19 protein-coding genes are annotated in these 22,865 nt (G+C 44.7%); 13 read left to right on the forward strand and 6 right to left on the reverse strand.

The features are described 5' to 3' along the window. The first annotated feature begins 160 nt into the window (after window positions 1-160). Entirely contained in the window at window positions 161-1,066 is a 906-nt protein-coding gene (locus SP90_RS01635) for a hypothetical protein (RefSeq protein ID WP_066851885.1), read from the forward strand. A gap of 68 nt (window positions 1,067-1,134) precedes the next feature. Here SP90_RS01635 and SP90_RS01640 read toward each other — a convergent pair whose 3' ends face one another. The 3 genes from SP90_RS01640 to SP90_RS01650 all read right to left on the reverse strand — a co-directional run bounded on the left by SP90_RS01640 (window position 1,135) and on the right by SP90_RS01650 (window position 4,001). Beyond that, the gene (locus SP90_RS01640) at window positions 1,135-2,334 is read right to left on the reverse strand and encodes an MFS transporter (protein ID WP_197498738.1); all 1,200 of its coding nucleotides are present in this window, start codon (window positions 2,332-2,334) and stop codon (window positions 1,135-1,137) included. Window positions 2,335-2,480: 146 nt separating this feature from the next. Continuing rightward, complete coding sequence (locus tag SP90_RS01645; RefSeq protein ID WP_066851889.1) at window positions 2,481-3,497, reverse strand: methyltransferase family protein; 1,017 nt, start codon at window positions 3,495-3,497, stop codon at window positions 2,481-2,483. Window positions 3,498-3,542: 45 nt separating this feature from the next. After that, complete coding sequence (locus SP90_RS01650) at window positions 3,543-4,001, reverse strand: MarR family winged helix-turn-helix transcriptional regulator (RefSeq protein WP_066851891.1); 459 nt, start codon at window positions 3,999-4,001, stop codon at window positions 3,543-3,545. Window positions 4,002-4,215: 214 nt separating this feature from the next. Between SP90_RS01650 and SP90_RS01655 the strand changes: the two genes are divergently transcribed. From SP90_RS01655 to SP90_RS01690, 8 genes are all read left to right on the forward strand, one after another. Next, window positions 4,216-5,604, forward strand: coding sequence for a sigma-54 interaction domain-containing protein (locus SP90_RS01655; RefSeq protein WP_066851893.1), 1,389 nt, complete (start codon window positions 4,216-4,218; stop codon window positions 5,602-5,604). 194 nt (window positions 5,605-5,798) lie between these two features. Next, window positions 5,799-6,080 (forward strand): hypothetical protein, encoded by a 282-nt coding sequence (locus tag SP90_RS01660; protein WP_066851895.1) that lies wholly within the window; start codon window positions 5,799-5,801, stop codon window positions 6,078-6,080. A gap of 58 nt (window positions 6,081-6,138) precedes the next feature. Beyond that, window positions 6,139-7,452 (forward strand): FMN-binding protein, encoded by a 1,314-nt coding sequence (locus SP90_RS01665; RefSeq protein WP_197498739.1) that lies wholly within the window; start codon window positions 6,139-6,141, stop codon window positions 7,450-7,452. Between the two features lie 6 nt (window positions 7,453-7,458). Then, complete coding sequence (locus SP90_RS01670; RefSeq protein WP_066851903.1) at window positions 7,459-8,436, forward strand: FAD:protein FMN transferase; 978 nt, start codon at window positions 7,459-7,461, stop codon at window positions 8,434-8,436. A 10-nt stretch (window positions 8,437-8,446) separates the two neighbouring features. Then, on the forward strand, window positions 8,447-9,751 hold the full coding sequence (locus SP90_RS01675) for a reductive dehalogenase (protein ID WP_197498740.1): 1,305 nt from the start codon (window positions 8,447-8,449) through the stop codon (window positions 9,749-9,751). Window positions 9,752-10,196: 445 nt separating this feature from the next. Then, window positions 10,197-11,510: an NCS2 family permease gene (locus SP90_RS01680; protein ID WP_197498741.1), complete on the forward strand. Its 1,314-nt coding sequence runs from the start codon at window positions 10,197-10,199 to the stop codon at window positions 11,508-11,510. 281 nt (window positions 11,511-11,791) lie between these two features. Then, a complete protein-coding gene (locus SP90_RS01685; RefSeq protein ID WP_066851908.1) occupies window positions 11,792-12,760 on the forward strand; it encodes a hypothetical protein in 969 nt (322 codons plus the stop codon). Window positions 12,761-12,975: 215 nt separating this feature from the next. Further along, window positions 12,976-13,716, forward strand: a complete 741-nt coding sequence (locus tag SP90_RS01690; RefSeq protein WP_272483556.1) for a methyltransferase domain-containing protein — start codon at window positions 12,976-12,978, stop codon at window positions 13,714-13,716. A 37-nt stretch (window positions 13,717-13,753) separates the two neighbouring features. Here SP90_RS01690 and SP90_RS01695 read toward each other — a convergent pair whose 3' ends face one another. The 3 genes from SP90_RS01695 to SP90_RS01705 all read right to left on the reverse strand — a co-directional run bounded on the left by SP90_RS01695 (window position 13,754) and on the right by SP90_RS01705 (window position 16,413). Next, window positions 13,754-14,416: a hypothetical protein gene (locus SP90_RS01695; RefSeq protein WP_066851912.1), complete on the reverse strand. Its 663-nt coding sequence runs from the start codon at window positions 14,414-14,416 to the stop codon at window positions 13,754-13,756. Window positions 14,417-14,439: 23 nt separating this feature from the next. Next, window positions 14,440-15,432: an alcohol dehydrogenase catalytic domain-containing protein gene (locus tag SP90_RS01700; RefSeq protein WP_066851914.1), complete on the reverse strand. Its 993-nt coding sequence runs from the start codon at window positions 15,430-15,432 to the stop codon at window positions 14,440-14,442. 489 nt (window positions 15,433-15,921) lie between these two features. Further along, window positions 15,922-16,413, reverse strand: a complete 492-nt coding sequence (locus SP90_RS01705) for a Spy/CpxP family protein refolding chaperone (protein WP_066851916.1) — start codon at window positions 16,411-16,413, stop codon at window positions 15,922-15,924. Window positions 16,414-16,839: 426 nt separating this feature from the next. On the opposite strand from SP90_RS01705, the gene SP90_RS01710 reads away from it, so the two are divergent. The 4 genes from SP90_RS01710 (at window position 16,840) to SP90_RS01725 (ending at window position 22,790) form a co-directional block, all read left to right on the forward strand. Beyond that, window positions 16,840-18,717 carry an ATP-binding protein gene (locus tag SP90_RS01710; protein ID WP_197498742.1) on the forward strand — a complete coding sequence of 626 codons (1,878 nt, stop codon included), beginning with the start codon at window positions 16,840-16,842 and terminating at the stop codon, window positions 18,715-18,717. Between the two features lie 2 nt (window positions 18,718-18,719). Further along, window positions 18,720-20,093: a sigma-54-dependent transcriptional regulator gene (locus tag SP90_RS01715; RefSeq protein WP_066851920.1), complete on the forward strand. Its 1,374-nt coding sequence runs from the start codon at window positions 18,720-18,722 to the stop codon at window positions 20,091-20,093. Window positions 20,094-20,311: 218 nt separating this feature from the next. Next, window positions 20,312-21,115, forward strand: coding sequence for an ion transporter (locus tag SP90_RS01720; protein WP_066851922.1), 804 nt, complete (start codon window positions 20,312-20,314; stop codon window positions 21,113-21,115). Window positions 21,116-21,434: 319 nt separating this feature from the next. Then, a complete protein-coding gene (locus SP90_RS01725; protein ID WP_082936247.1) occupies window positions 21,435-22,790 on the forward strand; it encodes a tetratricopeptide repeat protein in 1,356 nt (451 codons plus the stop codon). Window positions 22,791-22,865: the final 75 nt, after the last annotated feature.

Below are 22,865 nucleotides of genomic sequence, written 5' to 3' on the forward strand. Positions count from 1 at the left end.
ATGTGAGGTGGAAAATCTCATTAAACTTAATGAGTACCTTCTTTTTTAAGGGAAGGGCACTTGTGTTAGGATAAATATGAGGTGTTGGAGCTTGGTTCTTCGTATTGATCAAACAGGAATAATACAATATAATAGTAATTATTACTAATTTGGAGTTGCTATGAGTCGTTTAGAGCCTGCGTCTAACCTGTTTGATATACTGCATCAGTTTTGGGAAAATCCAAAAACAGAGCGGGCTGTTGCCCAGCTTTTGATTGTTATTTTTATTCTGGGATTATTGGGGATTGAGCTGAATCGCCAAGGGTGGCTGCCGGATAGTATTGCTGCAATCACTCCGTTGAACCATTTTTATGCAGTGAACCTTGCGTTTACGATGCTGCTTGTTTTGGAAGTATTGAGTTTGATTTTCGTACTCTCCACTTCTGTAAGTAAATCTCTGGGCAAGCAGATAGAAATTTTAACGCTTATTCTGCTTAGAAATTCTTTTAAAGAATTGTCGCACATGCACGAACCGATATCTGTCGTGCTGGATTTCCAACCTCTTTTGCAAGTAGCTGCATCAGGTGTAGCTGCTCTGGTGATTTTTGTAATTTTAGGTGTGTATTATCGGGTGCAACGTTTTCAGGGGTACTTGAATGATCCTGTTGAACGTATGCGATATGTCCTAACAAAGAAGATCATAGCATTAGTGTTGTTTTTTGCCTTTTTAATAATTGGAGCCTACGACGCTGTGGACTTTCTTGTGTATGGCAACCGGCACGACTTCTTTACAACATTCTACACCGTACTCATTTTTGCCGATATTTTACTGGTGCTTGTGACGCAGAGGTTTATGCCAAGTTATCATGCTGTGTTCAGAAACTCCGGTTATGTTATAGCCACTGTGTTTATGCGTATCGCGTTGTCTGCTCCAGCATACTATGCAGCAGGAATCGGCGTTGCAGCAGCCTTGTTTGCACTTAGTGTTGCATATGCGACCAGTGTTTTTTGTCATGGCTCTCTTTCTACAGTCAGTTTAAAAGGGGAGAAAAGGAAAACATGTTCCGGTGCAAGTACGGATGACTAATAGGAAGGTATTGAAAAAGAAATCCCGCAGCAATTGCTGCGGGATTTTTTTATGAATACAAGCTCAAATCAGGTGGTTGCCACTTGTGTTCGTGGGGTATTAATTTGAGAAATTAGAATTAGCGCCACTGGCTGTACTAATGCGAGAACGATAGACAGGAGACCGACCCACTGCATATTTATGAGTATTCCGCCAGTGCCAGTGGTTAAAATGGCAGATGCGGCCAGTGCTCCCACTCCGTTTCCAAGGTGTTGAATGGAGGACAACAAGGACATGAACGCAGCACGTTCATATGGTTTGGGAAGTTTTGAAGCTTCTGTTGTTGCAGAAATATTTCGAAAGCACACCATTCCCATAAACATTACGAAATTAATTAAGATAGAAAATTGCGGCTGGTGCATGAAGCCGTCGTAGAGAAAGTAGACAAGCAGTAACGTGCCTACAATATTGGTCGGAAGTGGCCCTATTTTATCAGATGCTCTTCCGCCCAGTTGAATGAGAACTAAGCTGAATACCCCGCCAACCAGATAGAGGAAACTGAGAGATGCGCGCGGGTAGCCGAGGTTGAGCTGAAAGTACGCTGAGATGTTTGGAATAATGGCGTATGATGAGACCATCGCAGTACCCATCATGAAAAATGCCAGAATGTACTGTTTGTTAGCGAGTAATTTTGTTAGCGAGACGACCTGTTTTTTATTGTCCAGATGCTCTGTCATTGAAGGTGTAAACTGTATGACAAGCCATAGCGCAATAAACCCCAGAATAGAGATACCGTAAAACGGTGTACGCCATGATCCCATACGGGCAAGTTCCAGACCGAACGGTATGGCGGCAATGGAGGAAATAGAGAACATGCCCATGACAATAGCCATTGCCTTTCCACGTCGCTCCGGCGGAACTGCGTCACAAACAATGGAGTAAGCGATAGCGGCAGCAGGCCCTCCAAAGCAACCAGCCAGAATTCTTGCTGCGGTCATTGATGTCAGATCCCAGCAAAATGCAGCTAAAAGCGTGGAGAAGGATAGCCCGAAAACAGTAACAATGGCGACGTGTTTACGATCAAACCTGTCCAGAAATTTTGCGCATACCAGACCGGCAAAACCCACTGCCAGTGTGTAGCAGCCGCAAATAATACCGATATCAGCGTTGGTAATCGGTAATTCCTTTGAAATATCAGGCCCTAAAGGCATGACCATCATAAAATCAATAATATTGATGAGCTGTATTAGTGCAGCAATCCATACAATTCTTTTTTCGTGTTTTTGCATCATTCTTCCTTGTGAATAGAGGGGGCTGAGTGTTGTTCGTATTAATAGCGAAATGATACTGTGATGCGTTCTGGCGATGGATTACGGCCGGACAAAAGCAGCTTACATGTGAGCTAGCGTATTCGAACGCACCACAGTATCGGGAGTTATTGTGGTTTTTGAGCTGCGATTAATAGCCCTGTGCCTGTTTGGGAAACAGGCTGGCAGCGAATGTTGATAAGGCCGAGATCAGCAAGCACGGAGGTCAGATCTTCTTGCTCAATAAAGTGGGAAGGATATCCGCTAAATCTGGTCAGGAGCTCAAGCGAAGCTTTCATTTGCTCGTTTCCTTGCTTGGAAAGACCGGAGTAATGATGAGATACAAACCAGCCTCTCGGTGTAAGCGCCTGTACAAAGCCTGCAAGAGTGTCGTGAAGCTTGTTTTTGAAAGCATACAGGACGTGAGATGAGAGAAGCAGGTCGAATGATTCGAGCGGAAGTTGTTCATTTCGTAAATCGATTCCGCAGGTGACGATTCTATTTTTAAATCCGGCAGTGATGCATCTTTTTTGAGCAAGTTCCGCAATAGGTGGAAGATCGAAAATGGTGCCTTGCATTTTTGAGTTTTTTTCCAGAATTGCCATGGAGTACAGTCCGTGGTTGCCTCCGATATCTCCCATGGTCGAGAAGTGCGTAAAGTCAGGCAAGCCAGTGACAAACTCGGTTACGGGCAGCAGACTGGTGCTTCTTGCCTCTTGCGCGCATCCTTCCATTGCCTTGGTAACAGCCCATTCATTGTCAGTTTTGTCTCTTTGGTTATCACTGAATAATAATCGAGTGATGGAGTCTTCAATAGCGTTATTGAACTTCATGATGAGCTCAATATTGTCTCCTTGGTAGAGTGGTGATTCACTGACTAAGAATTCCGAAGAAAAAGTTGTGTTGCGGTATTTTCCGCTTTCTTTTGATAATAAATCGACTGCAGTAAGCAGTTCCAGTACGCACTCCAGACGGTCAGGAATAACACCCAGTTGTCGGGCAAGTGGTGACGGTGCAATGGGCTGTGCTTCTGTGAAATCAAAAAGCTTTAGCTCTACGGCACTGAGAATAACTTTGGTTGATATTGATTCCACAAGCATGGTGCGCATTGGTTCAAAATTAGAACAAGGTTGTGTTGTAATCATCTTTGGCTCCTGAGTGTTTAGCTACTAAACACTTTGGCAAAAAAATTACTTTAAATAATTATCCATCCATAAATTCAGTTGGTTAGTCAGTTCGACAACAGTATTAAATGACTTGTCGTCAAGTTGCTCTAGGTATTGAGTAAAAAGTTTATTATGTTCTCTATGAAACTCCCTGTGATTTTGACAGGCGGTCTTTCCTTTCGGGGTGGTTCGGATAACAACTCGTGACTTGTGATCACTTGCGGGTTCTTTGACCACAAGTTCTTTTTTGACGAGTTTATTAATCAGTTGGGAAATTGCACCCTTAGTGACTCCGAACTCTTCTGCAAGCTCAGTTACTCCAACCCCGTTTCTACAGTTTATTGCTTCCAGCATGTGTATTTCTGCAGGGAACAAATTAACACCGACCCCAAAATCAAAGTCTTTTCGGTCTATTACTGTGTATTTGTAGAGTGCATGTCCCAAGCTTTTCATAAGCGGTGTGATGTCTTCGTAAGTTCGCATAAAAAAGTGTTTAGCTGCTAAATAGTCAGCCGTCAATTCTTCAGCGTTATTTTTTGCGATAGCTGATACAATGGATTAGCTTGAATGGAGAATGGAGCAGAACGTTTCTACGCCGTTCAAAGATGGGTACTTCTGTTTTGATTTCTCAAGAAAGCTGTTCAGCCTTGCTGAAGCTTGTAGGATAGTCGTGCTGATGCTGTAGAAGGAAGAATATATGAATGATATTACTCGTGCTGACGTTACCCTGAAAGATATTGCCAAGTTGAAAGAAGATGATCATTTTTTGTCTGCAATTGTAGATAGTATTCCCGATGGTATTTTGATTATTACTTCTGATTATAGGGTTGTTGCATGTAATAAAGCCTTCAGCTCGATGTTTCAGTTTGAGCAGTACGAATTTTTATATTCACTTGCTCCGTTGGATACAATTCCCAACTTTTCTAATTCCCCCACAGACAAAATATTGCGCAAGACATTAGAGAAGTGTCCAACTGTGTGTGAATACAGGGTGAGACAACGTCTACCGCGTGGCAGTACTACAGTTCTGGCAATAACGGTTACTCCCCTCAAAGGGGTTAAAAATCTTACTGGCGCTTACATCCTGTTGCTTCGGGATATCACGCAGCTGGTTAACTATGAAGAAAAACTCATTAATTTAACGCAGTATCATAATATTGTTGGTAGCAGTCATGGAATGCAGCAGCTTTTTACGGTGCTTAAACAGCTTGCTACTGTAAATACAACTGTTTTGATTACAGGTGAGTCAGGAACCGGTAAGGAACTGGTTGCAGAAGCACTCCATTTTGGCAGCACGCGGTACTCAGGCCCCTTTGTAAAATTGAACTGTTCTGCTTTACCGGAAACAATGCTGGAGAGTGAGCTTTTTGGACATGCAAAAGGAGCGTTTTCAGGTGCAGTGTCGGCTCGTAAAGGCCGTTTTGAAATTGCAGATGGAGGAACGCTTTTTCTTGATGAAATCGGGGAAGCCTCACAAGCTATCCAAGTAAAGCTGCTTCGGTTTCTTGAGTCTAAAGAATTCGAGCGGGTTGGGGAAAGCCACACGATTAAATCAGATGTGCGTATTGTAACGGCCACCAATGCTGATCTGGCTGCAATGGTTGAAAAAGGAACATTCCGAAGGGATTTGTATTATCGCCTTTCAGTTATGTCTGTAGCTGTTCCTCCGCTTCGTGAACGTGGAGGGGATATCAAGTTGCTGGCAGAGTATTTTCTAAAAAAATATGCCCAAGAATTTGATAGAGATATTAGCTCATTTGCAGCGGAAGTGTTAGCGCGCTTTGTGCAATACGACTGGCCGGGGAACGTGCGGGAATTAAAAAATGCAGTGGAGCATGCTGTGCTGCTGTGTCTGAATACTCAGATTCAATTGGCAGATTTGCCAAAAAATATTTTGGAACAAAAAGTTGAGCCCATAGCCTCAACTCGTTCCTCTAAAGTGCAGGGAAGTCATTTTTCCAAAGAGGCTGTTATTTCCGCAATGGAAGAAGCTTATTGGAAGAAAACCCGAGCCGCAAAAATTCTCGGAGTTCATCGAACTACGCTCTATCGGCTTCTGGACCGGTACGGTATACGAAATCGATAACACACCAACACTACAAAGTGTCGCGACATAATGTTGCGACACTTTGTTTCTTTTGTATCCCTTCTTTTATCCTTCTTCATGAAGGGTGTTCTGTAAAAATAATTAAAAACATATAGTTATCTAGATCTTGTCGTGACGTTTGAGTTGGCACTCATGTTGCTCTGTATATATCAACTTTACGTAAGGAGATGTGTATGGACGCTGCATGGTTTGTATTGGGCGTGCTGACAACAGTCAGCTGCATGGGAGTCTATAAGGTCTACAAGGCAATGACGCTGTCATGGGCTGAGTGGAGCGCTTTGGTTTCAGGAATCCTTCTTGTTCTGTTTTCCCTTGCTTGGGGAGCAGGAAGTTATTTTGAAGGTGTTCCCCGCGCAGCAAGCATGGGCTTTGTTGTCTTTGGTATTCCTGGTGTGTTTTTGTTGCTCATAAGCGGAAAGCGAATGGCTGCGAAGCGGACTGCAGGCGGACAATAGTCAGATGTCTTCTTGTCTTTCTTCACAGACCGGTTCTCAAACAGGACGCTCCTTTTCCGTGAAAGGAGTGGTTTATCTGGTTGGGATACTTTTGCTGGCAATTGCCTACTGGTACGGGACGGTACTGACTCCCCAGAACCTTGATTCAATTATCCGCACCAAGTTTTCTCAGTATACAATAGAGCGCGTACAGGAAAAGCCACCTGTGTACTCGCTGCATGCTGCAGACGGAAAGCAATTCTGGCTGGGGATTGGAGAAGGTAAAGGCTACGGCGGCACCATGAATGTTGCCGTGTTGATCAAGCCGGATGGCTCAATTCAACAGCTTGATATTCTCACGCATAAGGAAACCCCCGGTTATCTGATTCGTGTTTTGAGTAAACCGTTTTTTACGTATCAGTTCAGAAGCAAGGATGTGAGCGATTCCTTCCGTATTGCTAAGGATGTGGATGCGGTCAGTGGCGCAACGATCTCCTGCAGAGGCATAACTGAAGCGACCCGTAATGCAGCGCACCTTGTGGCAACCGGATATCTAAAACGGAATGTCACATGGGAGCAGACTGCTATTCAGTTCGGCATACGGGAGGCCGCATTGCTTCTTCTTATAGGAGCAACCTTTATTCCTTTGGTGTTTCGTAACAAGATGCTGCGAAACCTCTACTACGCTCTGACAATTGGTGTGCTGGGCTTCTGGCTGAACGCCTCCCTTTCTATTTCAAGCATATCTGCCCTCACCATGGGGTTTGTACCGGACTACCATACGACGCTTACATGGTGGATTCTGACACTGAGCAGCCTTGGTGCAATTGTGCTGTTGGGCAGGAATATTTACTGCAACAAACTCTGTCCGTTTTTCGCTGTTCAACTGTTTTTGGGAAAAATAGGTATTAAGCTGAAGTTGCCTTTATGGGTTCAGAAACACGGTACAACTGTGGCTGATTTTTTACTGTGGAGCAGCCTGCTGATTATCTTTTTGTCCAGAACACCTGCTTTTGGTTCCTTTGAACCGTTTGCACTTGCCTTCTCTTTGGAGGGGGTAGGAGTGCAATGGTACATTTTACCCCTCACCATAGCGGGCAGCTTATTTATTACACAATACTGGTGCCGCTTGTTCTGTCCGGTAGGACGTCTTTTCAGTGTCCTGCTCCGTACACGGCGTACTTGCATTGCTCATTGTAGGAATACGCAGACTGGAAGGAACAATGAATGCGCAAGCATGCAGAACGGAAGAAACTGTGAACGTCATACATCGCAGAAGGATTCAGCATCAACGACATTTTCTGTTTTGTGTACTGGCTTTTTCTACGTGCTTACGTTGTTTGCTGTCGCCATGTTTTTTGCCCAGTCAGTGGTAGATTTTTTAGGAAGGTAGTTTGCTATGCAATCAGAATTAACTCGGAGAGTATTTCTTAAAAAGATAGGTCTGCTCGGGGCAGGTGTTGCTGTCTCATCACTTGGTGTCATCAGTGTTATTTCTGCTGAATCGGAATATCCAGAAATAAGCAGGCAGTTTTTGACTATGGGCACGCTACTTCAAATTACCGTGCGCGGTATGAGCAGAGGACACGCAGAAGATGTTATTGCGGATGCATATGAAAGCGTTTTGCCTGAGGTTGAGATTCTTAATCGTCACAGTTCTGCATCGGCTCTCTCTGTCCTGAACAGCAATGGGCATCTAAAAAATCCGCCAGAGTCCTTACGTCGCGTTCTTACTAAATCGCTTGCTGTGTACAGGGGAACTCGCGGGGCATTCAATCCGTCCGTAGCTCCTGTCGTTCAATTGTTGGAAAAAGGAATTTCTTTATCCCCATCTGACCAGCGTGATTTGCAAAAGTTACAGAACATGGACTCAGTCACTGTATCACCACAGCACATTACACTTGGCAGTCGGGAAATGCGTCTGACTCTGGATGGAATTGGTAAAGGCTACGTGGTTGATATGCTTTCAAAGCGGCTGACTGAACTTGGTGCAGGAACCCATCTTGTGAATGCTGGTGGCGATATTGTCGCCCGCACCGCAGAAAGTTCTCAGGAACCTTGGCGTATTGGAATTCAGTCACCGGTACAGGAAGGCATAGTAAGCACTGTTTCTTTGCGCAATGCTGCCATTGCAACATCAGGCAACTATGAACAAAAATTTTCACATATCATTCCGCATGCGGGCTTGAGCCGCCTTCCTTTGAGTACAAGTGTCGTGGCTCAGTCATGCGTAACAGCAGATGCGCTGGCTACAGCAGCTTTTGCAAATCCTGCAGCTGTGGATGCTTGTACGTTGATCGTGGATGAAACTGGAAAAATGCAGCGCAGTACTTTCTGGGTGCGGGATATTACAGAATTTGAGAATAAAAGGGGGTAGAGGAATGACTATGCCAAATACGAATGAAACAGTAAGCCGTCGCAGTTTTCTTAAACTGACTTCGGCAAGTGTAATGAGTGCAGCAGCGGCTGCCGCTAGTGTCGGTATGACAGCTGAAGATGTAATGGCGAAATCGTATGATGATTTCCCTGTTCCGCTTTCTAAAGACTTTGCCCCTCATTCGCAGAGAGACTTAGTTCTTACAAGGGCTGCTGCAGGAATTAACCCTGAGCTTACAAAGATGCTTAAACAAGTTGGTAATCGTGAGCCGCAGGAGGACATTCCGGGTTATAGCCAGTTGGATAACGCTCTTACAGCGGCAAGTTGGGCAGTGCATGATGTGTTGATGCCGGGAGACTCCGCAGGAATTACGAATACCGGAGTGAACTCCTGGGACTTGTATAATAAAGATAAAAACTCGAATGCATTTCAATTTGAAAATCCGCAGCACGCTTCAATTGCAATCAAAAAAGCAGCACAAAGTTTTGGCGCGATTAATTGCGGTATTGCACGTCGCGATGAGCGCTGGGACTATAAAGAGTTTTTCTCACCGGGAAGAGGCTCCTTTGGCTGGGAAGATTTTCCGTTTGAGCCTAAATCCGTGATCGTGATGGCTGTACCTATGGACTACCATATGATTTCTACCTCCCCAGCGTGGACTTCTTCAGGTACAGTTGGAGACGGCTATTCACGTATGGCTAAGGTGGCGACATGTATCGCACAGTTTATGCGTGGATTGGGCTACAATGCCATTTGCGCAGGTAACAGTATGGCCAACAGTGTAGCGTATGGCATTATGGCGGGCTTGGGAGAAGGCGGACGCAACGGAGCGCTTATTATGCCGAAACATGGTCCCCGTTTCCGTATCTGCAAGGTGTATACGGACTTTGAGGGAGCGGAGTACGACAAGCCTATGACCTTTGGCGTGGCTAGTTTTTGTGAACGGTGCAAACGCTGTGCGGACGCATGTCCTTCGAAGGCTATTCCTCATGATGACAAGCCGTCGTTCATGCCGACGTATTCGACGAATCCTGACGAGACATGGAATAACCAGAAAGGGATCTATAAATATTATAGTAACTCAAAAAAATGCCTTAAATTCTGGGGTGAGAATGGGAACGACTGTTCAAACTGTATTTCTTCTTGTCCATACAATAAACCGGACTTCTGGCATCACCGCCTAGTGGATGTTATGAATACTATTTCTCCGGGTGCTGTGCACACCATGATGCGTGAAATGGATATTCTGTTCGGCTACGGTAAGGTTGGCGATCCAGAAAAAGTTGTTAAATTCTGGAGTACGGCAGAGTTTTAGGGCGATATGATTTACGATGGAATAAGAGTGCGGTGCCGATATGCGCCGCACTTTTTTATGGAGTCTGACCTCATTTAGTTGGCGTAACAGGTTCTAACAGAAACTCAGTATGGTATGAGGTATGGAACTATAAAGCCTGCAGTGCGGCATGGTGCAGTGAATACTCACGTTGCGGCGAGATAGACTCACGAAATATGATGTGTGAAACATATTGAGACACATATTGTGAAACACCTTGAGACAAGCTTAGTACTCTTCTTGCGCTCAAATATGATTTAGTGCATGGAGTGCGTGCCGACCGCCTTGGATGGTCGGCTTTGCTGTTGTTAATGAGCAGAATCGCATTTCAGGGAGCACCTTCTGAAAAGGTGCGGCAATCTGTACAGGGACTGTACAGGACGTTGAGGTAAGGGGATGCGGCTATGCTAGTAAGGAGGATCTTGTTGTGAGCAAGGGATTTCTTGAGCGTATGTTCAAGCTGTCCGAGAACGGTACTACTGTAAGCACAGAAGTAACTGCGGGCCTGACTACTTTTATGACTATGGCGTACATTCTGGCTGTAAACCCTGCGATTCTCGGGGCTGCTGGAATGGACCCGGCTGCGGTGTTTACTGCATCTGCAGTGTCCGCAGTTGTTGGTACATTGATTATGGCGTTGTTTGCTAACCTGCCTTTCGCGCTTGCGCCGGGCATGGGTTTGAACGCATTTTTCGCCTACACCGTAGTTCTTACCATGGGCTACAGCTGGCAGACTGCGCTTACCGCGGTTTTCCTTGAAGGTATTATCTTTCTGATTCTTACCGGTACCAACATCCGTGAAGCAATTGTTAACAGTATTCCTGTAAACCTTAAGCGTGCGATCTCTGCTGGTATCGGCTTCTTTATCGCGCTCATCGGTTTCAAGAATGCTGGAATTGTTGTTTCTTCTAAGGCCACCCTCGTAGCAGCAGGAGACATTGCCTCCGCAGGCCCTATGGTCTGTATCATCGGTCTTATTGTTATCGGTGTGCTTTTCTCTAAAAAAATCAAGGGTGCTTTGCTCATCGGTATGTTTGTAGCTACCGTTGTAGGTATTCCTCTCGGTGTTACCGATTTAAGCACATTCAGCACCGAACACCTGTTCAGCGTACCAAGCCTGTCCCCGCTCTTTATGCAGCTGGATTTCTCCAATGTATTCTCTTTGGACATGCTCATCATCCTGTTCACATTCCTGTTCGTAGATATGTTTGATACTGTAGGCACCCTTATCGGTGTTACAGCTAAAGCGAACATGCTTGATGAGCGTGGTCGTGTACCGAATGCAAAGCAGGCATTGTTTGCGGATGCTATCGCAACTACTGCTGGTGCATGTCTCGGTACCTCCACAGTAACCACTTTCGTAGAGAGTGCTGCTGGCGTAGCAGAAGGCGGCAGAACCGGTCTTACCGCGTTCACCACTGCAATCCTGTTTGCACTGGCTCTTCTGTTAGCTCCGTTATTCCTCGTTATTCCGGCTCAGGCAACAGCTCCTGCTCTTATTACTGTAGGTATGTTCATGATGAGCCCGATTCGCGAAATCGATCTTGACGACTACACTGAAGCAATCCCTGCGTTCCTGTGTATCGTTATGATGCCATACACATTCAGCATCGCAGAAGGTATCATCTTCGGCCTTACTTCATTTGTAGTACTTAAACTGCTCACAGGCCGTCGTGCTGAAATTCCTAACCTTGCGTACATTCTTGTTGGTTTGTTTGTGCTGAAATTCCTGATGCACTAACAACTGACTTTTTTCGCTAAATAAGGCCCCTTGTGCTTGCACGAGGGGCTTTTTTTGTTGGTTCTGCCATGTTGTTGACACGTAATAGAAGCAGAGAAAATGTACGAAGAGAGCACTACCCAGCCGGCATATTGTGCGCGGTAATTTTGCACGCACTTCAGGTGATCTTCTGATATTCATATTCTGCTGGATATCTACATTCAACAGGTTGCGTTATCATAGTTTTTTCCTGCTGATATTGGGATAGTAAAAGTAAGCTTTTTTATCGAAAGGAGTTTGCCATGGCCCGTGAACTGAGCAGTAAATTCATGAATGACTTGCACGAGAACGGCCCTATGTATCCGTTCCTTGAGTTTGTTCGAAAGGATACTTCGCTGGATATGCAGATCCGGTCGGACGAAGTCCATATTTATTACAGAGGAATTGCGTTGCTGATTGTCCGGCTGCGGGCTGGTAAATACGATATGCTGTTTAATCAGAATTATCTGACGAAAAGCTATCATGTGGAAATGCCTAGCGTGGATAATACGCTCATGAATGATCCAGAGCGTTGGGTAGGTATTTTCGCAGAGTTGAAAACCTGTATTGATGTGTACTTGTCCTGCAATGAAAAAACTGTCTACTCCTGTGAAGAACAGGTTGTGGTAAAAGACTTTTTGCAAACAGCAATGCGCGAGAACAACTATTCTGCCGTTGCGCCGAGGACTGATTACCATATTACGGATATTGATTGCCAAAGTTCGTTTTCTACGGGCGCGGTTGTTCGTTTTGATATGCTCGGGTTGTATCTTCCAACAGCCATAGGGGCAGAAATTGAACCGGATCCTGCATTGGCAATTTTCTCTATGCGTTTTGGTGCCATGAACTTGATCGGGCCATATGGTGTAATTCCGTTTCTTGAGAAGATGTATAAGCTTGTAGAAGGCACCCACGCTATGACAGAGCTGGCAGCAGAGGTGGAAAATGTATTCTATCAGCGAAAACAGTTGCTACTTCCGGGAAGTCAGGTTGGAGATAAGAACGGGCTGAGCAGTATTGTTGGCAGAAAGCCGCATCTTGTGATCAACTTGGCTAATCAGGAACCTCAGGGCGCACATCTGCGAGAGCTTATGGACTCTAAACAGCTACGTAGTGTCGTTGGCTTATTAAGCGATGCCGTGGATGTGAAGTTTGTCCATGCCCGTATGACTGGATACGGTATCTATAGAAAATGCCTCTACTCTATAGAGGAAGTGGGTAAGGTGTTGTGATACAGTTTGTACCACTGTTAAATAAAATTTTTGAAAAACCTCTGCAATATCGCGGAGGTTTTTTTGTTAGTGAGTGCTAATCTGATAGGTTTTTGTAGAGAGCTATGGACATAATTGTTCGCAGCAAGCTAATATCTTCATGAGTTTTTATTGAAATGGAGCCATAGTCTTGCATGGCAAAGCATTGAATGCATAACGCTGGAGAGCGGTGAAACATGCTGAAACCCGATGCGGAAATTACACAGAAGATAACTTCTGTTGTAAAAAGAAAATATAAAAACGTAGCAGAATCACTCACTAATCAGTTTAGATATCCAACGGGAAAAGAAGGACTACAAGGACTTGGGTACCCCGAAGAACTGATTGAAGTACTGCCTGACGATGTGGCAAAGTGGTACTGTGGGGTAGGAAATCCTCTTTCGCTCAGCCCAATTGAATCTGGAGAAAACGTTCTGGATTTGGGATGTGGTGCTGGTGTGGACAGCATTTTGGCTGCTAAATTGGTTGAACCGTTAGGAAGTGTTGTGGGCGTCGATTTGTCAGAAGAAATGATAGAACGTGCTCTGCGCAACAAAGAGCTTGCTGAGGCATCCAACGTAACATTTCAGACAGTGGACGATACCGAATTACCCTTTGAAGACGGTCAATTTGATGTTGTTACAACCAATGCCATGTTGAATCTGGTTGTTGATAAAGTTCGGATGATACAAGAGGTATTCAGGGTTTTGAAAAAAGGTGGCCGGTTCCATATTGCTGATCAGATTCTCGTTGGTGAAGCAATGTCTCAGGAACAGGCTGTTGAAAGCTGGTTTAAATGACAAGGTGGAGCCATACCGGAAACGGAGTTTCTGGCACTACTTAACGAAACAGGCTTTACCAGTGTAACCAAGGTTGCGGAAACGGGCTGGAAAAGCTCTGATGTAACAATGGGGATGTTGTTTTTTGCTGTAAAGTAAACACGATGAAAGGATGAGCAAACTGCTCATCCTTTTTTTAATCATCAAAGCGCAGGATTACACCACCAGAATATTGAGGAAGCGGTTGATAAAATTCTTTTGACGGGAGTACTGTCAGTACATCGTTTTCTAACGAGATTGTTCCGGCAAATTTAATTCCTAGCGGCAGAGAACCTATGAGTGTCAACGTTGGCAAAACAACAGGGGTTACTTCCTCTTTAAAGGAAATTTCTTCTGAGTCTGTATAGATAAAAAAGAGTAGGGTATGAAAAATTCCTGAGCCGCCAGCCGTCGACATTGTATGAACAACCTGAATACCTGTTGTTGTTGCTCCCACGAAAATATACCCAAATTCTGACTCACTTTTTGTATAGTACACAAACGGCATTGCCTGCGAACTACGTACACGTACTTCACTGAAAAACTGGTTGCTGATGTTGGCGTTATGGACGTTTACAGAAATAATCTGGCTTCCGTTATCTGAGAGAGGGCCTTGCATTTCTTCCACTATTCTGGGGTTGATGAATTCTTCTTTATGGAAAGTGTAGGTGGCATTTTGCCATTGTGGAGAAATAGCCCATTCATGAGAAAGCACTTTCTCAACAGGTGGAGGAAGTGTTTTTTCTGCGGCATAGGAGTAAAATACAATTGTTCCTGCGAGAAGCAGCATTACTGCCAGTGAGTGTATGGTACGTGTCATAATATCCTCCTGATATTGTGCTGCTAAGCGATAGTAATAACCTGTTTGCCTTTGATGTGCCCTTGAAGCTGGGTATGCATTGCATTGGTGACAGCCGTATCCGTGAAGGGGATTTCCGTTACAGGTAGCGGGCGGATAGTCCCTTTGGCTATTGCGGAGAACATTTCAGTACCCATGTTTGCGAGGCGTTGTTGTGCTTCAAAGTTACCTGATGTGTATGCACCTCCAAGCGCGATAACATGTATGGTAGGTGCGACTCTGAAAATATCTGCGTCGTTTCCATGTGGTATGCCGAGAAGGCTTGCGTACTGTCCTTCATGCTTGAGAAGGGAGATATTGCGAGGGGAAGCGCTGTACCCTACAGTATCAAGAACTGCATCCAGCCTTTCATTATCATTGGCATGGAGGATTTCTTTTTCCAGCTGTGGATGTTTGTAATTAAGGATGTGGTCTGCACCAAGAGCTGCTACGTAGCCATAGTTTTTTGGTGAGCATGTTGTAATGACACGTAGTTTACGCATCTTGGCTATTTGGATGGCAAATCCTCCAACTCCGCCTGAACCTGCCTCGATGAGTATGCTCATACCTGCTTTGAGATTGAGTCTGTGGGTCAGGCTAAGCCATGCAGTCATTCCTGCGCAGGGAACAGATGCAGCTATACTGGCTGGAAGTTCTTCAGGGATTTTAAAGAGTACATGCTCTGGTAGTTCGATGTATGTGGCAAATGCACCGCCGCAGATAACATTCCCATGCCATGCGACACGGTCGCCTGTTCCAACCAGAGAAACATCTTCTCCTACCTGAACGATCTCTCCTGCTCCATCAAGACCGGGGATAAACGGCAGTCTCCATTGCGGATGACCTGCAATGGCCAACTTGGCATCAACAGGATTTATTCCAGCCGCATGGATTTTAATGATGACATGCCGTGGAGCCGGTTCGGGAACATCTGTTATTCCCTTAGTAAGATAAAAATTTTTACCAATATCTTTGAGGTAGAGTGCGGTTTTCTGCATGAAATACTCCTGCGCGCTAACGTATGTAACGTTAAGAATATTGGGTATAGTATGCGCTGCCGAACGGGATTGTGCCAGTATTCATATGCAGACGGAGTGAAATTGCCCTCGATTACTTTGTTAGAGCAGGCATTGCGGGAGGCGTGCAGGCGTTTGTCCGGCACTAAGAATTTATTGATTGGCTATTCCCAATATTCTGGTGTGAAAACATAAAGCCCCTGATCGGAAAGATCAGGGGCTTTATGTTTGTGTATGAGTAGAGGGAAAGTGTGGTTTAGGTGATTAGGTTAGATTCAGTCCCCCACTCTCTCCCTCAGCGGTGCGATTACCAGAACCGCAGCAGGGAGTGCATCTGAAATGCAAGAGTGAAGAACAACCGTATTATCGAAACTTGTACTCACCTTACAGTGAGAATTGTACATCAAATTTGCCAGACTGGTGCGGCAGGTATGCTGGTTGATTTTCACACCTGCCGCACAATCTGTGTCGTTAGTCGAAGAGCCTAGAGAAGAAGCCCTTCGGCTTAGGGGCGCTGCCATCTGGTTTCTGAGAGTCTTCTGTTGCGGAATCAGAAGCAGTGTCAGCGGGTCGGAACGCATCATTATTATCTGTCCAGCTATTTGAGGGGATGAAGCCGTACTTTTTCATCATTCCTTCTTCGAACACAACACGCTCTGCATGCAGCTTGGCGCGGAGTTCTTTCATGGCGTTCACGATCTTTTGAATATCATTCACTTCGGCATTCGGGTTGTTTGTAAGTGCGCGAAGCATGGTTCTTTTTGCCCAGAGTTCCTCACGGAGAGGGCGTGTCTTTTCTGCGTACGCCTTGGTTATTTGGTGCACCTCTTTTCGTTGAACATCGGAAAGCGTTGATTGAGGGGAAATAGCTTTTTCGTGTTCAGCGATTTCAGTGGCGTCGGCAACAGTGCCGCTGGCGATTGAGAATACAAGCATTAAAGCAATGAAAAGACGAATAGTCATTTGTATACCTCGTATATGTAAATGCAAAACGGATATGAAAAAGAGCAGTAAAAAGTGTTTTGCACAGTAATCTTTTTTAGGGCGCAGCGTCACGATTTCCTGAAAACAATATCTGTTGCCATACAATGAGAGGGTGAACTCATTTTACGTGACGCTACGCTCTATACGCTTCAGCAGCCAGTCGGGGGAGCTAGCTTGCTTATGGTTTCTACATAGCAACGGGTGTGCCAAAAAAATGAAAAATGCAATTATGCTTGTATTACAGTAAGATAAAAAAAGTGGTGCTATTTTTTGTAGAACGCGGTAGAGACGCAATGTATAAAATCTTTACGTTTTGCCTAAAACGTTTAGAAATTAAACGTGTTTTATTTTAATTACCTGTAATTATAGAATATAAAAAGAATGCAACATGGAGCGAAGAGCGCAATGCGTTCAAAAAATACACGAAAGAGAACATCGTCGAGCTGGATGGTTTCACCATATTGTATTGTGGGCGTTATTTTGCTGGTCGGGCTTGGGGTAGCCTCACTTACGTACAATACAATATTGCAGAATAAAAAAGCATACGTGCGCTTGTATGAAGATAAAGGTGCTTCCCTGATTACCTCTGTCGAAGCAGGGGTACGTACCGATTTGCGTAGTAAAAACTCTACGATCCGCTTGAAATTACTCCTTGATGAAATGGCGAACAGACCAGAAATTTTCTTTATTGCGATTACATTCAGCGACGGAACCATTATGCAGAGCAGTTTTAAAGAAGGCTTGCAGCGCATGGAAAAGTCTTTTTTGCAACGCGTTAAAAATTTGGAAGCTGAGCCAAAAGAGCGATCTGTAATATACGATGCTAATCAACGGCAGGTGTTTCTTGCGTACAGAGAATTCACTCCGCTCAGCCGTCTTGCTGTCTGGGATAAATTGGAGAAGGAGAGGACGCTTAAGCCGCTAGAGGGGTTCATTAAGCTTTTTAAGAAAGATAGAGCTGCACAGGAAGCCATGCCACGTAATACAATGGCTAATAAAAAGATTGATACGCGGCAGCTTGCAGCTGATGTGGAGTCGTTTCTTGGTCCGGTAGGAGAGGAAAGAAATCCTCCTGTAATTTATGTGGGGCTGGATGGTAGACCATTAAAAGAGTTGCAGCGGGCTAGTATTGTACAGGCTGTTGTTACCAGTGGCAGTGTACTTTTGTTGGCTGTTGTCGGATTCATTTCTTTGTATTGGGCGCACCGTGCCCAGCGGTCAAAACGTAAAGCCGGACGGAGTCAGGCTATGGTTCAGGAGGTTATGTACAACCTTCCTGATGGATTGATCGTAACGGACAGTAAAGATCAGATCGTTTACATGAATGAATTGAGTAGGGTTCTGCTCCATTGTGAACAAGATATTACTGCCGGAGCAGATGTTGCACAGGTACTGCTTCCTGATCTTGTGCCGTACTACCTTGAGGCTCGTGACGGTTCGTTACGTCGCGAACAGGTACTTGAGCTTTCAACTGAAGAGGTTCCGTTGCTGCCTGTCGGTGTGACTGGCTCTGTCATTAAAGATGATCAGGGTGGTGTTGTGGGAACTGTGTTCCTTATACGTGATCTTCGTGAGATGCATAGTTTGCAGACCGAGGTTGAGCGTAAAGGTAAGCTTGCCGCTATTGGATCACTTGCCGCTGGTGTTGCACATGAAATTAGAAATCCACTTAGTTCCATCAAAGGTGGCGCAACCTATTTGAAGTCACAGTTTTCCCAAGGTAGTGCCGGAGAAAAGACTGCTGCAATTGTAATTGATGAAGTTGAGCGTCTTAATCGAGTAATTACAGATCTCATCGGTCTCTCCCGTCCGTCAGATTTAAGTCTCAAACCTGTGGATGTAGCAGGTATTATTGAGCACTGTACAGGCCTGATAGAGCAGGAGGCAGAGTTGCGGGATGTGGAACTATCCGTATCTATACCGGACGCAGCGCCGCAGGTCATGCTGGATGCTGACAGATTTTCACAGGTATTACTTAACTTGTGTCTGAATAGTCTGGATGCCATGGATTCTATGGATAACGGCGGGAAATTGCAGGTTTCAGTTGTGCCCGATGCGCAGTCCACAAGTGTCATCGTTGAAGATAATGGCGAAGGAATGGACACGGAAACAAGAGACAGGATTTTCGAACCGTATTTTACCACCAAATCACACGGTACAGGACTTGGATTGTCCGTAGTGCATAAGATTATAGAAGCCCATAACGGAATTATTCGCGTGTTCTCCACTAAAGGAAAAGGGACACGATTTGTAATACAGCTGCCTTGTATGGATAAGGAATAATAATGCCAGCGCATATTTTAATTGTTGATGATGACAGTTCACACCGCACAGTTCTCCGCACTATTATTGAAGACTGGGGGTATGAGGTTTCGGAAGCTCCAGACGGTGAGACTGCGGTGGCTATGACGCAGGAACGCCCATACGATACCGTGCTTATGGATATTCGCATGGGAGCTATGGACGGTATTACTGCTCATAAGCATATAGCAAAACATAACCCGTCTATTCCGGTTCTGATTATGACAGCGTATTCGTCTATTAATACGGCTGTAATTGCTCTGAAACAGGGTGCGTATGACTATTTAATTAAGCCCCTCGACTTTGATGTGCTGAAGCTTACTATTGAACGTATGCTTGACCATACACGGTTGGTGGAAGAAAATCGGTCGCTTAAAGAAAAAGGTGCTGACAACAACCAGTTCGGCATGGTCGGTAACAGTGACCGGATGCATGAACTTGTTGAAACCATTACCACCGTGGCACCGACACATGCTCCGGTATTGATCACTGGTGAGTCCGGTACCGGTAAGGAGTTAGTTGCAAAAGCTGTTTTTCAGGCAAGCGAACGCTCATGTAAGCCGTTTGTTACGATTAACTGTGCTGCACTGAGTGAAAGTTTGTTGGAATCAGAGCTGTTCGGTCATGAAAAGGGAGCATTTACAGGAGCGGATAAGCGCAGGGACGGCTTGTTCTGGCAGGCGGACGGCGGAACCATTTTTATGGATGAAGTGGGAGAGATACCCCTTTCTCTGCAGGCGAAACTCTTACGCGTATTACAGCAGGGTGAATTGCAGCGGGTAGGTAGCGATGCCATTTTGCATGTAGATATTCGAGTTATTGCTGCCACCAACAGGGACTTGCAGGAAGAAGTGGCTAATAAGACATTTCGTGAAGACCTGTATTATCGCTTAAATGTTATCGGGCTGGAAGTACCTTCCTTGCGGGAGAGACAGGCCGATATTCCTTTGCTGGCTGAACATTTTATGAAAATATATGCAGATAAGTATAGTAAGAATGTTGTCGGGTTTTCACCGCAGGCAATGGATGCTCTGGTAAATAACCCATGGCCGGGAAATATTCGTGAGCTTGAAAATACCATGGAGCGCGCTGTTATTATGGCTACAGCAGAGTATATTACGGACAGAGAGCTTCCTGCCAGTTTGCGTAACAGTGTACCGGAACCTGCAGCAAGTCCACGAGGTGGAGATCTTCCGCTTGGCGATGTCTCTTTGGAGAATCTTGAAAAACGAGCTGTTCAGGCTGCACTCAAGAAACATAAAAAGAAAGTGGATGCGGCCAATGCATTAGGGATAACCCGTGCAACACTGCATAGCAAAATCAAAAAATATGGTCTTGAAGAGCAGAAGAAAAAATAGGCTGTAGCTGCAAGAGGATAAGAAATAAACAGGGAGTATCTCTTAAAAGAGATACTCCCTGTTTTTATTTTGTCGAGGCAGGAAACAGTAATGAGGGATTGTAAAGTAAATGAGGAGGTCGGGTGTGCATATCTCATTGTACTGAAAACAAAAAACTGCATTAATAGAAAATGCGGTCAGGTTTTGAAGGCAGGTTAACGGATACGTGGTGTAGGTATATGGCACAAAGAAGCATACGTCAGATTGTGTACGATACAATGTACTTGCAGAACACGCTTGCAGGGAAGATTTTTAATGTCTTTCTGATAGCTTGTATTGTGTTGTCAGTGATGGTTGTGCTCGCGTACTCCATTCCTTCGGTTGCGGCGGAATACTGGTTTGCCGTAAATTATTTGGAATTTTTTTTTACGGTACTTTTCACCATAGAATACCTGCTCCGTGTCTGGTGCACTCCTTCTCCGAAGTCGTATATATTCAGTTCTTTCGGTGTGATAGATTTTCTTTCTATTGCGCCGACATGGGTTACAATTCTTTTTCCGCTGTTCCCATCGCTGGCGTTACTGCGTCTTTTTCGTGTTTTGCGCATACTCCGGTTAGTAAAGTTATTACAGTATTTGAACGATACGTATTTAATGGTTCAGGTTTTGCGCAACAGCCGGCGTAGAATAGCCGTGCTTTCGTTGTGGATTCTTGTGCTGGTCGTCATCTTCGGAACGCTTATGTACGTTATTGAAGGTCATGCGCATGGATTCACATCGATTCCTATTTCCATATATTGGGCCATCGTTACACTGACTACAGTAGGATACGGTGACATAACACCGCAAACTGTTCTTGGTAAGATTGTAGGCGCAGTTATTATGTTGATCGGCTATAGTATGATAGTCGTACTGGCGGGAGTGATATCGCAGAAATTTACAGAAGCAAAAACAAATGTTCAGGAGAAAGTTTGCAGTGCATGCGGTGGAGATGGGCATGCTATTGATGCAGTATACTGCAAGCACTGTGGCAATCTTTTGTAAGTTGTTGCATACTTTTTGTATGTTTTTTTGATGTTGCCTGTTTTATTAACACATATTAACATACTTGATATGTGGTACATACAGCAGAATATACGCACTTCTTAACCGCAATATAGCTGCGCTGCGACTGGCTATATTGCCAGAAACTATTTTAACCAAGCACTCACAGAACACCTAGGGTTCACAGTACGTTGCGTTGTCAGATCGTGCATGCGGTAACGTTCTTTTGTCGCGATTGTAATCTGGTAATAACGTACTGTGTGCATTATCCCCAGCATACCCGCGTGGTGTTTAGACACGGCCGAAGGTTGGAGCTCTCATGTCGATTGAAAGTGTTTTAGCTAAAATGGAATTTAGAAAATTCGAGGCTAGCATAATCGACTTTTTCATGAAGAAAAACGGCTATGCCATAGTCTTGACCGAGGACACCAACTTTACGACACTTTTGCGGCAAACACTCAATAAGCATTTGGGATTGCGAAACAAGTGTTTTTCGCAAGTTAGTTCAGTTGAAGAAACCCTTAAACTAATTAAGAAAGAGCTTGCATCCGACAAAAAATTATTAGTTTTTATCGAGCGTATTTTTAAAGATAAAGAAATGTCATCGCTGGTTCGTAAGATTAAAGACGAATACAGTAAGTGCGTGGTTTTTATAACCATGACAGAGGCTCCTCGTGAGCAGTTTATTCTTCTGCACGAACTTGGAGCGGACAACTTTATCACTAAACCTATCGCTATTAATACGTTTATTGAGAAGGTTGCTCATAGCATTAAGCCGCAAAGCAAGGTTAGTCAGCTTGTTGAAATTGCGAAAACTATGCTGGAGCAAGGCGCTTATGAAGATGCAGCTAATGTTGCAAAGACAGTCCTGAAGGCGAAACCGGGACATTCTGCTGCTCTTCTTGTTATGGGGGATGCCTACAAGGGCTTGAAGAAGTATGAACAGGCGCATAAATGTTACATGGGAGCAGGGGATTCAGCACCGCTGTTTCTTGATCCTTTAAAAAAACTCGCAGATTTGTATGGTGTTGCCGGAGTAAAGAAACGGCAGCTCGATTGTCTTACCAAGCTTGATAAAATGAGTCCGCTGAATGTTGAGCGAAAGCTTGATATTGGGTCGATATATGTTGATCTGGGGAACTTTGTCAGTGCAGATGCGTATTTCGAGGGCGCGTTGCGTCAGGCTAATAAAGAGGCAATGGATTATCTGGGCAGTGTGTCACAGCGCATTGCCACTGCGTATGAAGAGCAGGACCCACAACGTGCAGAGCAATATTTACGCCGGGCTTTGCGTGTAAAGGGTGACAGTCTTGATAAAGGGGATGTGGATACCTTTAACACTCTTGGTATTGTTTTGCGTAAACAAGGCAAGTGGCGTGAGGCTGTCCAGGAATACAAGCGTGCTCTTCAAGTATCCAGAAAGGATGAAAATCTTTACTACAATATTGCCGTGGCCTCGGCTGAGGGGAAAGATTTTGCACAGGCTGTGGCCTGCCTGAAGAAAGTGATTCAGTTGAATCAGGAATTTGTACGTACGGAAACAACCGTTGCGTATAATATGGGGCTGATATTCTATAAGGGCGGAGAGATGGAGTTGGCTAGAGTTCATCTTGAAACCTGCCTTGATCTTGATCCGAATCACGCAGGTGCAAAAAAAGTTTTATCACTTATGTAAGATTTTTTCTGAAGAAATAAAAAAGACAGCCTTTTTTTCTTAAGTTGTTGTACAGTCCTATGCAGAGTAAAACAA

This window comes from Halodesulfovibrio spirochaetisodalis (assembly GCF_001672295.1).
GTDB classification, from domain to species: Bacteria; Desulfobacterota; Desulfovibrionia; order Desulfovibrionales; family Desulfovibrionaceae; genus Halodesulfovibrio; species Halodesulfovibrio spirochaetisodalis.

Coding starts and splice junctions, on each gene's coding strand:
- SP90_RS01635 (WP_066851885.1), top strand. CDS start 161: ATGAGTCGTTTAGAGCCTGCGTCTAACCTGTTTGATATACTGCATCAG.
- SP90_RS01640 (WP_197498738.1), bottom strand. CDS start 2,334: ATGCAAAAACACGAAAAAAGAATTGTATGGATTGCTGCACTAATACAG.
- SP90_RS01645 (WP_066851889.1), bottom strand. CDS start 3,497: ATGATTACAACACAACCTTGTTCTAATTTTGAACCAATGCGCACCATG.
- SP90_RS01650 (WP_066851891.1), bottom strand. CDS start 4,001: ATGCGAACTTACGAAGACATCACACCGCTTATGAAAAGCTTGGGACAT.
- SP90_RS01655 (WP_066851893.1), top strand. CDS start 4,216: ATGAATGATATTACTCGTGCTGACGTTACCCTGAAAGATATTGCCAAG.
- SP90_RS01660 (WP_066851895.1), top strand. CDS start 5,799: ATGGACGCTGCATGGTTTGTATTGGGCGTGCTGACAACAGTCAGCTGC.
- SP90_RS01670 (WP_066851903.1), top strand. CDS start 7,459: ATGCAATCAGAATTAACTCGGAGAGTATTTCTTAAAAAGATAGGTCTG.
- SP90_RS01675 (WP_197498740.1), top strand. CDS start 8,447: ATGCCAAATACGAATGAAACAGTAAGCCGTCGCAGTTTTCTTAAACTG.
- SP90_RS01685 (WP_066851908.1), top strand. CDS start 11,792: ATGGCCCGTGAACTGAGCAGTAAATTCATGAATGACTTGCACGAGAAC.
- SP90_RS01695 (WP_066851912.1), bottom strand. CDS start 14,416: ATGACACGTACCATACACTCACTGGCAGTAATGCTGCTTCTCGCAGGA.
- SP90_RS01700 (WP_066851914.1), bottom strand. CDS start 15,432: ATGCAGAAAACCGCACTCTACCTCAAAGATATTGGTAAAAATTTTTAT.
- SP90_RS01705 (WP_066851916.1), bottom strand. CDS start 16,413: ATGACTATTCGTCTTTTCATTGCTTTAATGCTTGTATTCTCAATCGCC.
- SP90_RS01710 (WP_197498742.1), top strand. CDS start 16,840: ATGCGTTCAAAAAATACACGAAAGAGAACATCGTCGAGCTGGATGGTT.
- SP90_RS01715 (WP_066851920.1), top strand. CDS start 18,720: ATGCCAGCGCATATTTTAATTGTTGATGATGACAGTTCACACCGCACA.
- SP90_RS01720 (WP_066851922.1), top strand. CDS start 20,312: ATGGCACAAAGAAGCATACGTCAGATTGTGTACGATACAATGTACTTG.
- SP90_RS01725 (WP_082936247.1), top strand. CDS start 21,435: ATGTCGATTGAAAGTGTTTTAGCTAAAATGGAATTTAGAAAATTCGAG.